This window comes from Pseudomonas sp. DNDY-54 (assembly GCF_019880365.1).
Lineage (GTDB): Bacteria > Pseudomonadota > Gammaproteobacteria > Pseudomonadales > Pseudomonadaceae > Stutzerimonas > Stutzerimonas stutzeri_P.
This window is the reverse complement of sequence record NZ_CP082271.1, coordinates 2,978,747-2,992,403: the sequence shown is the minus strand read 5'-3', so window position 1 is coordinate 2,992,403 and position 13,657 is coordinate 2,978,747. Positions and strand designations below refer to the sequence as shown.

Sequence of the window (13,657 nt, the reverse complement as noted above, 5' to 3'; positions counted from 1 at the left end):
GTTCGGCACCCCCGGCAACAGGCGCCACGCCCCGGACAGGTTGCCGGTTGTGAAACGTTGTGGATTAAACGCCTCGATTGTTGAGTGCTGATAAAGGCAGCGTTTCAATCCTGTTAAGCGCACGTTTCAGTTGTACGCGCCGTGATTTGGCTGATCGTTCCAGATCAACCCGCAACGGCGTCAGGTCGGATGAATCATCCCCCGTCGACGCCGCTGAAAGGGCTGGTCGAGCTTGGCTCGTACCGTCCCGAACTTCATGCAGGCATCGAGGGCATTCGAATGAAAGTCGAAAAAAACAATACCCAGGCAGGCCTGGTCGAAATATTCGAAACAATCATCGGCCTGGCCCAAGCCCGGGTCACCAACAACACGCCGGAAGAAAAGAAACCTTCGCTCGACGAATACAAGAAGCAACGCGGGCCCTATCTGGAAGGCAAGCCCGAGCTGGCCGACCCGGACATGAAGCTGGGCAAGGACGATATCGAGAGTGTCTCGGATCGCTGGCTATCGCCGTCGGGTGACTCGTTGCTGCTATGGGACGGGATGCTGAGGGTCAAGACCAAGGATGGCAAGGAGGTGCTGCTACACCCCGATTACCACCCCGAACTCTTCAAGACCGCCAAGGCGAAGATGGACGAAGGCACGCCGAGCGATGGATCCAAGAGCCCGGCAACAGAGGAGGAGTTTCGGGCGAAGGCCAAAGAAAAAGAGTGGATAGTAGTCGAAGAGGACGATGAATTACCCCCAATGGGTAAGCTTAAACCCACCAGGGTCGACGATACGACCTATACCTATGAATACGACGGAAAGACTTACGCCGTATCGGTGCACCTGACGCCCTTTAAGTATTCAGTTATGGAAAATAAGGTAGTTGGTAGTGATATTCGTCGAACGGACAATGACATCAAAGTCGATGTTCCAGATTCCGAAGCAACGGATTTCATGAATGCCAAGACCACGGAAGACGGGAAGACGGTTGGCGAGCTATTTCAGGACAAGATGGAGGAAGAGTGGGGCAAGCTCGATATGAGCGATCCGCGGCGTCAATATTATGAACTGCTTCAGGCAAAGACAGCTCTGGAAACGGGCTACGTATATAAGCCAGCCATAACAAAAGCAAAATATTGGTATAGTGAAACAGTAGACAGAGATGGCGTTGTTATGCATAACGCCAACATATACGGCTTATTGAAGGAGGAAGAGATTTACAAGAAGCTGGCAGCTTTGTCCGATAATGACATCGTGAAAAACGGCCTCGACAAGTTAATGGAAGATGCCGTAGATAAAATCGTTGACAAGAACGGCCTGACCAACAAGATATACAACAGCATGATGAGCGATGACTACGTGAACATGCTGAAAGGCATGGACCCGCAAGCCGCCAACGTGCGGTTTGCCAATGATTTTAAATCGTTGCAAATGCTGGATGAAGATAAGGCCGACGAAGTTTTTAGCAAGCTCTCCATCGAGTTGGGAAGTGGCGTCGAGGTCGACGTCGATATAGTTAATGATGTCGCCGAGATGATTGAAAATGGCAGCTACTCCGACGAATCATTAAAGGCGGCGGTAACGGATACCGTAACCCTTGGGCTGTCGAGCACCTGGTCTGCGCTCTTTGGTATTACCTTCGCTGACAGGTCAGTTCAAGGCTACCTGAGTGGTAAGGGTGGCGGAAATCTCTCCGAGGACATCAAGCGCAGCCTCGATAGCTATAAAGAGGCGGTTAAAATACTGAGCAACGAGATGTATCAGTCTGTCAAGGCAAAAGGGACCTTTGACATAAAGGATATATCCTCGCGACTGTCCAACTTTCTCACCTCGAACAATCCGGATGGATTAAGTACGCGTCGTGGTGCGGCCGCGCTTATTCATGCGGCGATGAGTCGAGGGGTAATCCCGGCCATGGGCGGGATGTTGGTTACAACGGCGGCCATCTATAATCTTTCGAAGAACAAAGGCGAAACGGTTGAAGATCGCATGGCAGCCGCGCGTTTGTTCATGATCACTATTGCGACATCCCCCGCCTTGGTTGGTAATGCCCTGGATATATTCGGTGCGGTATTCAATAAACCAGGCGTGAGGGACTTACTTGGGTTTGGCGATAATACGCAGCTGCGCGAGATCTTTGAGAAACGGTTCCCGGGCTCGGCTCCTATGGTGGCTGACGACGATGCATCCATTAAGGGGTTGTACAACGCTGACGACTATCGGTCGGTGGTCTCATACAGTCCTAATTCAACGGTAGACCTGGCTGATATAACAAACTGGTTTGATGGGGTAGCTGCAGATAAAGTCGACTTTATAAGTAGCGCCGACTTGGACAGTGAGACTAAAAAGTGGTTGAAGAATTCGTTTCTAGAGTTTGATCAGATAATGGCGGAAACCGACCTCCGTCTTGATGCGGCCGAGTCGCGAACATCAAGGCTCGATTTGGCCGCCGTCGACGCCCTAGATCAAAAAAGCCGTGCTTTTCTCGATTCATGGCTTGATAACACCATCAATGAGATGCGGCTTGATCCGAAGGGCATGGATATCCCCAGCAAACTGAGGCTCGTGGGCACCATCCTGGGGCCGGTCGGTATTGTGGCCGATACAGCAGGCGGTTTCCTCGATTTGGCTCTGGGCGCGATGGGAATTGACAAGCTGATCAAGAACGGCGGCACCTCGCTGGAGTTCGCTGAAAAGTCAATGCAAGTGCTGGGAGGGGCCTCTATCGCTGCAATGGCCACCACCAGTTTGGCGTCTTTGATTGCAGGCCCCGCACTTGCCGCGGGCCTTAGCATCGCTTCGGGTGTTTTAGGCATCATCGGCATCGGTTTTGGGGTGATCGCAGGAATCATTGCCCGTGAAGTTGCCAGCCAAAAGAGAGGGCAAGAGCTTAACAAACGAGCCGAGCAGTTCAATAATTGGAGTGCGTTGGGCATCACCGAAGATGATTGGGGGGATAAGCTCAATTACACTCAAAACGCCCGTTATGCCTATTATTACGCCTACGGTTCAGAGTCTTACTTTGATGCATTTCCGGCTGACATCCCTGTGTGGGAAGCCCGGCCGGAGCAGTATGAAGATTTTACTGAACACCTCAAAAAAAATGACAATCTCTCCTCTGAAGAATGGTTTGATCACTGGGACAGAGCAAACGGCGTGGTCATCAATCGAGATAGTGACGGTGATGAAAGCGGTTTGCCGCGTTTTGGAGATCAAGATGGCACCGGTAATTTTGAAGAATTCAAAATGGATGTGGATCGCGTTGATGTCGGGTCTATCGAGTTGCTGGAGGATGGTAGGGTTATTTTCGTCAAGGACGGGGTCAAGCAAATTATCGATCCCGTAATAGGGACTAACGAGTCCGGGCTTAATCAGGAGATTGTTGGTTACCTGACAGACCTGTACGAACTGGCGCATCCGGGAGGCAAGCGAGATGAAAAGATTATTAAGCGCATTACAGACCTGCACAATGAATCCGATAGATACAACGAGATTGAAGAGTTAAGGCGTGTTTTGGGTGACGACTTTGTCCACATGATGGGTAAAGATGACACAAAACCCGGAAACTATTTTGAGTTCAAGCTAGACATTGACCGTGTCGACGTCGATACGATAAGGCTGGATCCAGAGGACAGTAGCGTTATCTATTTTGTTAAGGATGGTAAAGAGTGGATGTTGGATACGGAGAATCACGGAATTCTGGATGGCGACAATGCTAAGGACATATATACCTACTTGCGTGACTTGCACAATCTGATTCGCCCTGACGGTAAAAATATAGATAAAAAAATCGCCAAGGAAGTTACAGATCTGCACAATAAGGGCGATGACTATAATGGTATCGAGACGCTTCGTGAGCACCTCGTGGAGAAATTTCCGAAGGAATACGGTGAGGAGCCCGCTACATTTGGCACCACGTATAATGAACGTGGCAGTGTGAATCATAACGAAGTTGGTACGTCGAGCGATTTTATTGAGGATATTGATAGAGTGGATGTGGGGACTATTGCCATATCTGATGATGGGCGATCAGTCGTTTTTGTTAAAGATGGCATTAAGCAAAGAATATCCGATACAAACGATACCAATACGGAAATCATTCGCTATCTGAAAGGATTGCACGATATAGCCGACCCGACGAGGGAGGACTATAAGGCGCGGGCGACGGAGATGGATCGGGTGCTCGGGGCGACTGATGACTACAACGATCTGGGCAGGATGAAGGCCTACATGGACCCACCGAAGCCACGAACCTGGGCGGATAAGACCCCGGATGGAGAAGCGGGTCTTATGCGGGTGCCTAACCAGGATCAGGATGAGTTCAAGGAAGACATGGACAAGGTCGATGCCGCGTCGATCCGCGTAGTGGATGACGTTGTCTACTTCACCAAAAATGGTGAGTGGCATTCGATGGGCCCGGGCTATGGCGGCGATATGCGTCACATCTATAACCAGCTGGTGATGGTCGCGAACATGACCGATAACGGCAAAAATCTGAAATTGGCGGCTCGAATAGATCAGATATGGGATCGAGGGGATTCTTACAACGAAGCCAATAAGCTTGAGAAGTACTTGCAGAAAATTGGGGCGCTTTGAATTAAGTGCTATCCGATAGCGCCGCGCATGCGTCGGACGTTGTAGAAGACGAAGCTTCCTGAGGAGTTGCAGCCCGGGCCGTTGCATGACCACGACCTGAGCCATGTTGCTTTACGGTAGGGCTGCCGCCGCATGTGGCGATAGGCCGTGGATAGGAGTCGAAGCTGTCCCTCGGTGGATAGCTTCTTTTCGATAGCCTGCTCACGGCGGAAAAGGCGATCTTATTAACGCCCATGTTTCCCCTGAGCATTGCAGCGTTCATCGGGAAGCTGCCCAAGCCCGAGGAGTGCTTCGGTTGTATGCGAGAGCTTGAATGGAGAGATCGGTTGATGGCGCTACCGAGCGGGTGAATGAGGTACTGCCTAATACAGGTAGCGCCCCGGATCCGTAGGGTGGAAAACGGCGAAGCCTTTTCCACGCGTCACTTCCAGGCTGCTCGCTTCCCAGCTATCTCGCCTCGCCGCCCCAGTCGGAGGGATAAAGGCCAGCTGTGACGGCGCGATGGAAACTTGAGTAAGGCCAATCGGCGACGCGAGTAACCCACCCATGTTTCAGCGGGTTGAGGTGAACATAATCGACGTGGTGGCGGTAATCGCGTTCGTCACGAATCAGATGTTCCCAATAGCGTCGTTGCCATATCCCTCGCTCACCACGGGATCGTTGGGTTGCCGTCAGCACCTCCGTTTTCGGGAGCCGCCTTGCAAACGCAAACTTGATGACCTTCCAGCGCAAAGCGAAATCAGCGTCGCCATCAGGTAGCGTCCAGACGCAATGCATGTGATCCGGCAGGACCACCCAGGCATCGATATGGAACGGGTGGCGCAAACGCGTGGCGCGGACCGTTTCGCGGAGAAGGTCAATGTGACGGACTAGAAGATCGCTTCGGCGGTTACGCAAATTGACCGTGAAGAAATAGGTGCCACCCGGCACCTGGGCGCGGCGGTATCGAGACATGCGGCTCATCCTTGAGCGGGGTGTTGGCTGTAGTTTCGGTGGATAAGAAAAGCGTTATCCACCCTACGCCATCTCACCCGTCTACACCGCCGACGCATCGACGTTGCCAGAGCGTAGGGTGGAAAACGGCGAAGCCTTTTCCACGCGCTATTTACAGGCTGCCTCTTTGCGCATTTTTCATTGCGATCTTCAGACTGATTGATATTAGAAGTTGGTAAGAATGGCAATCTTGAGTGCTGGGAATAGAACCAGCCTGTTATGGTCGTTGCTTGTATAGAAGGAACCGGATGTCATGATTAGTTTGGTTATCTGAGGAAATTCGTTCTTGATTTTGTCGTACGAACTTCCATCACAAGATAGCCAGGAGTCGGTACCTTCTGATGTCCAATTGTGCGGTGGGGGTGTCTCGCTCCATTCACTAAAAGTTAGGGAATGTTTGTCACCATGACTCGCCTGGCGGCGCTCGTTCAGGAAGATCACCCCGTTTTTTCTAATTCCCATCAAAGTGTTGTCATCTAACTCTACTATCGCTACGCCGCAATACCCAAAAAATGGACGTTCACTCAGGATGATACCGCCGTCTGCTAATCCTGCTGGGAATCGCTTTAGCAAATATGAGTCAGTCATGGCAGAGCAGTATTTAAGAGCAATCGCTATGACGATGATATAAAAAGCCCAGTATCTGTAGCGCAGAACGATGTGAAACATGCGCGATCCTTGCCGTTAGAAAAATTAAAGCGTGTGGCGGTAACGCAGGTCAGCCGTGAGCTGTCGCTTGGGCGAGGGCGGTACCGAGACATGTCGGCTCATCCTTGAGCTTGGTGTTGGCGGTGATTTCGTATCGGTGGATAAGCAAAGCGTTATTCACCCTACGCCATCTCAACCGCCCGAACCGCCGACGCATCGACGTTACCGAAGGTGGGGTGGAAAACGGCGAAGCCTTTTCCACGCGTCACTTCCAGGCTACCTCGCTCTTGGCCAGACAAGAAAAAGTGACTCGCCGTGCAAGGCGAAACCTGTCGGCAGGACCGAGGTAAGCTGGTGGGGGACGCCGAGCTGCGAGCCGGCATCAGAAAATAAACCTGTCCCCTTTTTGCTGCGGCTTTCAAAATTCATGTTGTTCAGCTCGGCGCTTTCGATCAATTGCGAATTCCTGCCCTGCGTGAAGGCCTTCGCATCTTCGGTAAACCGACCGGAGACCACAATGAGGCCAGTGATAGATTATTTCTCGAGTCCGTTTCGGAAAAACGAAACGCTGGGCAAAGGGTCAGATTACAAGAGTGAAATTTCAAAGCTGGAAGAAGTGCTTATTTAAATATGGTGTGTAGGATGAAGATCAGGTTTCTGGTGCTCAGCGGGATTTTAATTGCTTCTTTTGCATCGTTTTGGGTCTATGGAAATTCTGTGATCGCTATTGGTGAGCGAGAGTCGCGCTGGATATTGCAGGATATGTGGGGCTCAAGCTATTTCTATGCTCGCATGGAGGGTCTTAACGAACATGAACGCATAAATTTGTTAAGCCTTCGCGAGGGTTCAAGTAAAAATCAGGAGCTTATAGATCATGTGATGAAAAATAAGTGCACGGACGATTCAGTACGTTGCTATTTAGTTATGACCTCGGCCTCTAATCTCCTGATAGATGCGAGGGAATATGACTCTGGTCTCAGAGGGATGGTTGAGGCAATAGACAGAGTTAGCGCTAAAGAATTTTGTCCGATTGCATACGAGTCGGCGATTATAAGATATAAAATAGAAGTTATGTCGTCTAAAGATAGTTGGTCAGCAAGACGCTCTTCAATAGACGTTCTAGAAAAAATTAAAGCGAATAATGGCTTTATAAAAAGCCTTAAAACGGAAACGTGTACAAGACTGGCAAGAGAGAAGCCGAAATTTTTCCATGAATACACCATGCTGGTTGCTCATATTATGGTTTTTGCCGGCGGTGATTATGCGAAGGCTGGGGCTTATATCGACTCACTAAGAAATAATGAGGGATGATGCATATGTATAGTGCAATCGTAGGAGGATGTGGCAATTCATTTCCACGCGTCTGCCCGCATCATCTACTAATCCCCCTGGTTTCATCACCGCACCAGTCAACCGGGTAGACACCAGCCCGGACCGCCCGATGAAAGCTGGAGTAGGGCCAATCGGCGATGCGCTCCACCAATCCGTGTTTCAACGGATTCAGGTGAACGTAATCGACGTGATGCCGATAATCGCGTTCATCTTGAATCAGATGCTCCCAGTAACGCCGTTGCCAGATACCCCGTTCGCCGCGAGAGCGTTGGGTCGTTGTAAGCACCTCCGTCTTCGGCAGTCGCCGGGCAAACGCAAATTTGATGACTTTCCAGCGCAGGGCGAAGTCAGCGTCGCCATCCGGGAGCGTCCAGACGCAATGCATGTGATCGGGCAGAACGACCCAGGCGTCGATATGGAGGGGATGGCGTGAGCGTGTGGCTCGCACCGGCTCGCGTAGCAGGTCGATATGGCGGACCAGCAGATCGCTGCGACGGTTGAACAGATTGACGGTGAAGAAATACGTGGCGCCCGGCACACGGGCGCGGCGGTAGTGGGACATGTGGGCTCATCCTTGAGCTTGATGTTGGCGGAAGATCGTATTGGTGGATAAGAAAAGCGTTATCCACCCTACGCCGTCTCAACCACCCATTCCACCGACGCCTCGACGTTGCGTAGGGTGGAAAACGGCGAAGCCTTTTCCACGCGTCACTTCCAGGCTACCTCGCTGGCTTAGGGTCATCCCTTTGGAGGAAATGGGTCGTTTCCGTAGCTGTTCCGCTCGCGAATTTGACCTTGCTTGTTGTGGACCAAGACCTCGCTTTGCTGGTTGGTCGCAATGCCTCGTGCGTGCTCGATAGCTTCTCGTTGGGTATCGAACTGTTTGGTAACTTTACTGTTGCCAGCGCCTCGAACAGCCCATTTATCATCATGCGGAACAACATGTTGGTTCTTGCGTGTCATGTAAATACCTCTGTGTGACTATGGTAGAGAGAGGCGGTTTACACCGCCTCTCTGCTTGGGCTACTGCTTCACGAAGAAGCAGAAAGGGCGCCCGTCTTTGCGGCGTACATCTTTACCGCTCCGCCAATGTTTGAAGGTCATACAGAACACAGCTCTGTAGCCTGGCGGTGGAGTTGGGGTTCCGCTCATGGCGAATACCTCTTGTCCGAAGTCGTTGACACCACCCGTTGAATGACCATAATCACGCAGCGCATTTGCTCAAATGCTACGTGATTGAGGCCCAATCTTCAGTCGCGGCCCGTGCTTGCAGGCTTCGCTTTCAAACACGGTCAAGACCCACGGCGGCCCCTAGGAAGGCTTCCGTGGGTTTCTTGTTTTACATCCTCGAAATCGCTATTTTTCGATAGTCAGCGCGTCCTTGCGCTACGCGATTTTTGATCAATCCCAGCTCAAAGCCCCACCCGTCTGATACTCAATCACCCGCGTCTCAAAGAAGTTCTTCTCCTTCTTCAAATCCATGATCTCGCTCATCCACGGGAACGGGTTGGTGGTGCCTGGATACTCTTCCTTCAACCCGATCTGCGTCAGGCGGCGGTTGGCGATGAACTTGAGGTAGTCCTCCATCATCGAGGCGTTCATGCCGAGGACGCCGCGGGGCATGGTGTCGCGGGCATATTCGATTTCGAGCTGCGTACCCTGAAGGATCATCTGGGTCGCTTCGTCCTTCATGGCGGCGTCCCACAGGTGTGGGTTTTCGATCTTGATCTGGTTGATCACGTCGATGCCGAAGTTCAGGTGCATGGACTCGTCGCGCAGGATGTATTGGAACTGCTCGGCGGTGCCGGTCATCTTGTTGCGGCGGCCCATGGAGAGGATCTGGGTGAAGCCGCAGTAGAAGAAGATGCCTTCCAGGACGCAGTAGTAGGCGATGAGGTTGCGCAGGAATTCTTTGTCCGTTTCGACGGTGCCGGTCTGGAAGGTCGGGTCGGAGATGGAGCGGGTGTATTTGAGGCCCCAGGAGGCCTTCTTCGCGACGCTTGGGATCTCGTGGTACATGTTGAAGATCTCACCTTCATCCATGCCCAGCGATTCGATGCAGTACTGGTAGGCGTGGGTGTGGATCGCCTCTTCGAAGGCCTGGCGCAGGATGTACTGGCGGCACTCGGGGTTCGTGATTAGGCGGTACACGGCCAGCACGAGGTTGTTGGCGACCAGGCTGTCGGCGGTGGAGAAGAAGCCGAGGTTGCGCTTGACGATGCGGCGCTCGTCCTCGGAGAGACCGTCCGGTGTCTTCCACAGGGCGATGTCGGCGTTCATGTTCACTTCCTGCGGCATCCAGTGGTTGGCGCAACCGTCCAGATACTTCTGCCAGGCCCAGTCGTACTTGAAGGGTACGAGCTGGTTGAGGTCGGCACGGGCGTTGATCATCTGCTTGTCGCCGACGTGAACGCGGGCGGATTCGCCTTCGAGTTCATCCAAGCCTTCCTGGATGTCGAGGTCGTCCAGGGCTTTCTTGGCGCGGGCCACGGCCGCGGAGTCGTCAGCGGCTACGGCGCGGGCTTCTTCGACGGAGCCTGCGGCGTCCTTGTCGAGTTTGGCGGGGGCCTCGGTTGCGGCGGCAGCGGCTTGAGGGGCTGCAGGCGCAGCGGTGGTGGAGTCTTCTTCGTCGAATTCGTCCCAGCTCAGCATGGCGGTTTCTCCTGATTGGGGACCGGTCGTGGCCGGTCGAAAATGTCTGGTGGCTTTTGGTTTGCACGCAAAAGCGGGTGTTTTGTTTGGGGAGGAGGGTGGTGGTGCCCTGCGCCCTTGGTGTTCTGTAACAGGTCGGGGGTTGGGCCCGGCCTTGGTGTTGTCTGGTGGGCTGCCCCTCACCCTAGCCCTCTCCCCGGAGGGGCGAGGGGACTGGATTTGAGGTGGCGTCGGGCTATGCGCTAACTCGGGTGATGAGTTGGCGGATAGCGCTTCGCGAGCAAGCTCGCTCCTACGAAGATCAAAGCGAACGCAGCCACTCGGTGTGAGCGCGAAGCTGAGCGAGGCAGCGCTAGGCGTCTGCCAAGCCGGAGCCCCTGAGCGTACAGCTGTACGTGATGGGGGCCGGCTTGGCGGACAACAACGCGCGGTCCGCTCAGATTCGTGCGTCAGCCAGGCTCCTCATTGGCAGGCTTCGCAGTCTGGTTCATCAATCGCACACGCTTTTGGGACCGGTGCCGGGCCGGCTGCCATTTCTGGCGCTGGCGCAGCTTTGGCCGGAGCAGGGCTGGCGCTGCCGTTGCCACCGCTGGACACGGCGTTGAGCTTGCCGGTGTTGACGGTGGACTTCTCGGTGCTGGTCGCGGCCAGGGCACGGAGGTAGTAGGTGGTTTTCAGACCACGGTACCAGGCCATGCGGTAGGTCACGTCCAGCTTCTTGCCGCTGGCGCCGGCGATGTAGAGGTTCAGCGACTGGGCCTGGTCGATCCACTTCTGGCGGCGGCTGGCGGCGTCGACGATCCACTTGGTTTCCACTTCGAAGGCGGTCGCGTAGAGGTCTTTCAACTCCTGCGGGATGCGCTCGATCTGCTGCACGGAACCGTCGTAGTACTTGAGGTCGTTGATCATGACCGCGTCCCACAGGCCGCGTGCCTTGAGGTCGCGAACCAGGTAGGGGTTGATCACGGTGAATTCGCCCGAGAGGTTCGATTTCACGTATAGGTTCTGGTAGGTCGGCTCGATGGACTGCGATACGCCGGTGATGTTGGCGATGGTCGCGGTCGGTGCGATGGCCATGATGTTCGAGTTACGGATGCCGTTCTTGACGCGGGCACGCACCGGGGCCCAATCCAGGGACTCGGTCAGGTCGACGTCGATATACTTCTGGCCACGCGCTTCGATGAGGATCTGCTGGGAATCCAGCGGTAGCACGCCCTGGCTCCACAACGAACCCTGGAAGGTTTCGTAGGCGCCGCGCTCGTCGGCCAGGTCACAGGAGGCCTGGATGGCGAAGTAGCTGACCGCTTCCATGGACTTGTCGGCGAAGTCGATGGCGGCATCTGAGCCGTACGGGATGTGCTGCAGGTACAGCGCGTCCTGGAAGCCCATGATGCCCAGGCCCACCGGGCGGTGCTTGAGGTTGGAGTTGCGCGCCTGCGGCACCGAGTAGTAGTTGATGTCGATAACGTTATCGAGCATCCGCACGGCGGTGCGCACGGTGCGCTCCAGCTTGGCGGTGTCGAGCTTGCCGTCGACGATGTGGCGCGGCAGGTTGATCGAGCCCAGGTTGCAGACGGCGATCTCGTCTTTGTTGGTGTTCAGCGTGATCTCGGTGCAGAGGTTGGAGCTGTGCACCACGCCGACGTGCTGCTGCGGGCTGCGCAGGTTGCACGGGTCCTTGAAGGTCAGCCATGGGTGGCCGGTTTCGAACAGCATGGAGAGCATCTTGCGCCACAGGTCTTTGGCCTGCAGGGTCTTGTAGTTCTTGATCTTGCCGTATTCGATCAGGGCTTCGTAGTACTCGTAGCGCTCCTCGAAGGCCTTGCCGGTGAGGTCGTGCAGGTCGGGTACTTCGCTTGGCGAGAACAGGGTCCACTTGCCGTCATCGAAGACGCGCTTCATGAACAGGTCCGGAATCCAGTTGGCGGTGTTCATGTCGTGGGTACGGCGACGGTCGTCACCGGTGTTCTTGCGCAGCTCGAGGAATTCCTCGATGTCCAGGTGCCAGGTTTCGAGATACGCGCAGACCGCGCCCTTGCGCTTGCCGCCCTGGTTGACCGCGACGGCGGTGTCGTTGACCACTTTCAGGAAGGGCACGACGCCCTGGGATTTGCCGTTGGTGCCCTTGATGTAGGCGCCCAGTGCGCGCACCGGAGTCCAGTCGTTGCCCAGGCCGCCAGCGAACTTGGAGAGCAGGGCGTTATCGCGGATGGCGTCGTAGATACCGCCCAGGTCGTCCGGCACGGTGGTCAGGTAGCAAGAGGACAGCTGCGGACGCAGGGTGCCGGCGTTGAACAGGGTTGGCGTGGAGGCCATGTAGTCGAAGGACGACAACAGGTTGTAGAACTCGATGGCGCGGGCTTCGCGCTGTTCTTCCTCGATGGCCAGGCCCATGGCGACGCGCATGAAGAAGATCTGCGGCAGCTCGAAACGAACGCCATCCTTGTGGATGAAGTAGCGGTCGTAAAGGGTCTGCAGGCCGAGGTAGGTGAACTGCTGGTCCTGCTCGTGGTTGATCGCGGCGCCCAGCTTGGCCAGGTCGTATTCCTTCAGGCGTGGGTCGAGCAGTTCGAACTGCACGCCTTTGTCCACGTAGGCCGGCAGCGCCTTGGCGTAGAGGTCGGCCATTTCGTGATGGGTAGCGGACTCGGCGACTTCCAGGAAAGTCAGAGCCTCGGCGCGCAGGGTGTCCATCAGCAGGCGGGCGGTGACGTAGGAGTAGTTCGGCTCACGCTCAACCAGAGTACGGGCGGTCATCACCAGAGCGGTGTTGACGTCGGTCTGCTCGACGCCGTCGTAGAGGTTCTTCAGGGTTTCTTTCTGGATCAGCGAGCCATCGACTTCTTCGAGGCCTTCGCAGGCTTCGGTGATGATGGTGTTCAGGCGGCCCAGGTCCAGCGGCGCCATGCTGCCGTCGGCACGCTTGATGCGGATGCTCGGGTGGGCGTCGACCGGGGCGTCGACTGCGCCGCGCTTGCGCTCCTGGCTGCGGGATTCGCGATAGATCACGTAGTCGCGGGCGACTTTCTGCTCGCCGGAACGCATCAGGGCCAGTTCGACCTGGTCCTGGATTTCTTCGATATGGATGGTGCCGCCGGAGGGCATACGGCGCTTGAAGGTGGCGGTGACCTGTTCGGTCAGGCGGGCGACGGTGTCATGGATGCGCGACGAGGCGGAGGCGCTGTTGCCTTCCACTGCGAGAAACGCCTTGGTGATGGCGACGGTGATCTTGTCATCGGTGTAGGGGACGACTGTACCGTTGCGCTTGATCACGCGCAGCTGGCCCGGCGCAGTGGCGGCCAGGTCCAGCGTGCTGTCTGTGGCGTGCGGGTTCTCGCGAATGGACTCGTTCTGCATGGGGTCTCCGGATTCTCTCTGTCTCGGTAGCACGTTAGGTGTTGGGCCTGCTTCGTGAGCGGCCTTGTTCTATTGCGTGTGTCGTATTGCA

Annotated in this window: 9 protein-coding genes; 2 read left to right on the top strand and 7 right to left on the bottom strand. The window is 55.0% G+C overall.

Annotated elements, in window-relative coordinates:
• Positions 1–141: 141 nt before the first annotated feature.
• Positions 142–4,584, top strand: a complete 4,443-nt coding sequence (locus K4O48_RS13780; protein ID WP_222908975.1) for a hypothetical protein — start codon at positions 142–144, stop codon at positions 4,582–4,584.
• A gap of 447 nt (positions 4,585–5,031) precedes the next feature.
• Here K4O48_RS13780 and K4O48_RS13775 read toward each other — a convergent pair whose 3' ends face one another.
• The 3 genes from K4O48_RS13775 to K4O48_RS13765 form a co-directional block, all read right to left on the bottom strand.
• The gene (locus K4O48_RS13775) at positions 5,032–5,538 is read right to left on the bottom strand and encodes an REP-associated tyrosine transposase (protein ID WP_222908974.1); all 507 of its coding nucleotides are present in this window, start codon (positions 5,536–5,538) and stop codon (positions 5,032–5,034) included.
• A gap of 204 nt (positions 5,539–5,742) precedes the next feature.
• Positions 5,743–6,246, bottom strand: coding sequence for a hypothetical protein (locus tag K4O48_RS13770; RefSeq protein WP_222908973.1), 504 nt, complete (start codon positions 6,244–6,246; stop codon positions 5,743–5,745).
• A gap of 255 nt (positions 6,247–6,501) precedes the next feature.
• Positions 6,502–6,681 carry a hypothetical protein gene (locus K4O48_RS13765; RefSeq protein ID WP_222908972.1) on the bottom strand — a complete coding sequence of 60 codons (180 nt, stop codon included), beginning with the start codon at positions 6,679–6,681 and terminating at the stop codon, positions 6,502–6,504.
• A 186-nt stretch (positions 6,682–6,867) separates the two neighbouring features.
• Between K4O48_RS13765 and K4O48_RS13760 the strand changes: the two genes are divergently transcribed.
• Positions 6,868–7,536 carry a hypothetical protein gene (locus K4O48_RS13760; RefSeq protein ID WP_222908971.1) on the top strand — a complete coding sequence of 223 codons (669 nt, stop codon included), beginning with the start codon at positions 6,868–6,870 and terminating at the stop codon, positions 7,534–7,536.
• A 61-nt stretch (positions 7,537–7,597) separates the two neighbouring features.
• On the opposite strand, the gene K4O48_RS13755 is transcribed toward K4O48_RS13760, so the two are convergent.
• From K4O48_RS13755 to K4O48_RS13740, 4 genes are all read right to left on the bottom strand, one after another.
• Positions 7,598–8,119 (bottom strand): REP-associated tyrosine transposase, encoded by a 522-nt coding sequence (locus K4O48_RS13755; protein ID WP_222908970.1) that lies wholly within the window; start codon positions 8,117–8,119, stop codon positions 7,598–7,600.
• 176 nt (positions 8,120–8,295) lie between these two features.
• Positions 8,296–8,520 (bottom strand): DUF2188 domain-containing protein, encoded by a 225-nt coding sequence (locus K4O48_RS13750; protein WP_015277493.1) that lies wholly within the window; start codon positions 8,518–8,520, stop codon positions 8,296–8,298.
• Positions 8,521–8,958: 438 nt separating this feature from the next.
• On the bottom strand, positions 8,959–10,209 hold the full coding sequence (locus tag K4O48_RS13745; RefSeq protein WP_222908969.1) for a ribonucleotide-diphosphate reductase subunit beta: 1,251 nt from the start codon (positions 10,207–10,209) through the stop codon (positions 8,959–8,961).
• A gap of 462 nt (positions 10,210–10,671) precedes the next feature.
• Positions 10,672–13,566 carry a ribonucleoside-diphosphate reductase subunit alpha gene (locus K4O48_RS13740; RefSeq protein WP_222908968.1) on the bottom strand — a complete coding sequence of 965 codons (2,895 nt, stop codon included), beginning with the start codon at positions 13,564–13,566 and terminating at the stop codon, positions 10,672–10,674.
• Positions 13,567–13,657: the final 91 nt, after the last annotated feature.

Excerpts from the sequence above, each read along its gene's own strand:
- K4O48_RS13775 (WP_222908974.1), bottom strand. The coding sequence starts at position 5,538 with ATGTCTCGATACCGCCGCGCCCAGGTGCCGGGTGGCACCTATTTCTTC.
- K4O48_RS13770 (WP_222908973.1), bottom strand. The coding sequence starts at position 6,246 with ATGTTTCACATCGTTCTGCGCTACAGATACTGGGCTTTTTATATCATC.
- K4O48_RS13760 (WP_222908971.1), top strand. The coding sequence starts at position 6,868 with ATGAAGATCAGGTTTCTGGTGCTCAGCGGGATTTTAATTGCTTCTTTT.
- K4O48_RS13755 (WP_222908970.1), bottom strand. The coding sequence starts at position 8,119 with ATGTCCCACTACCGCCGCGCCCGTGTGCCGGGCGCCACGTATTTCTTC.
- K4O48_RS13750 (WP_015277493.1), bottom strand. The coding sequence starts at position 8,520 with ATGACACGCAAGAACCAACATGTTGTTCCGCATGATGATAAATGGGCT.
- K4O48_RS13745 (WP_222908969.1), bottom strand. The coding sequence starts at position 10,209 with ATGCTGAGCTGGGACGAATTCGACGAAGAAGACTCCACCACCGCTGCG.
- K4O48_RS13740 (WP_222908968.1), bottom strand. The coding sequence starts at position 13,566 with ATGCAGAACGAGTCCATTCGCGAGAACCCGCACGCCACAGACAGCACG.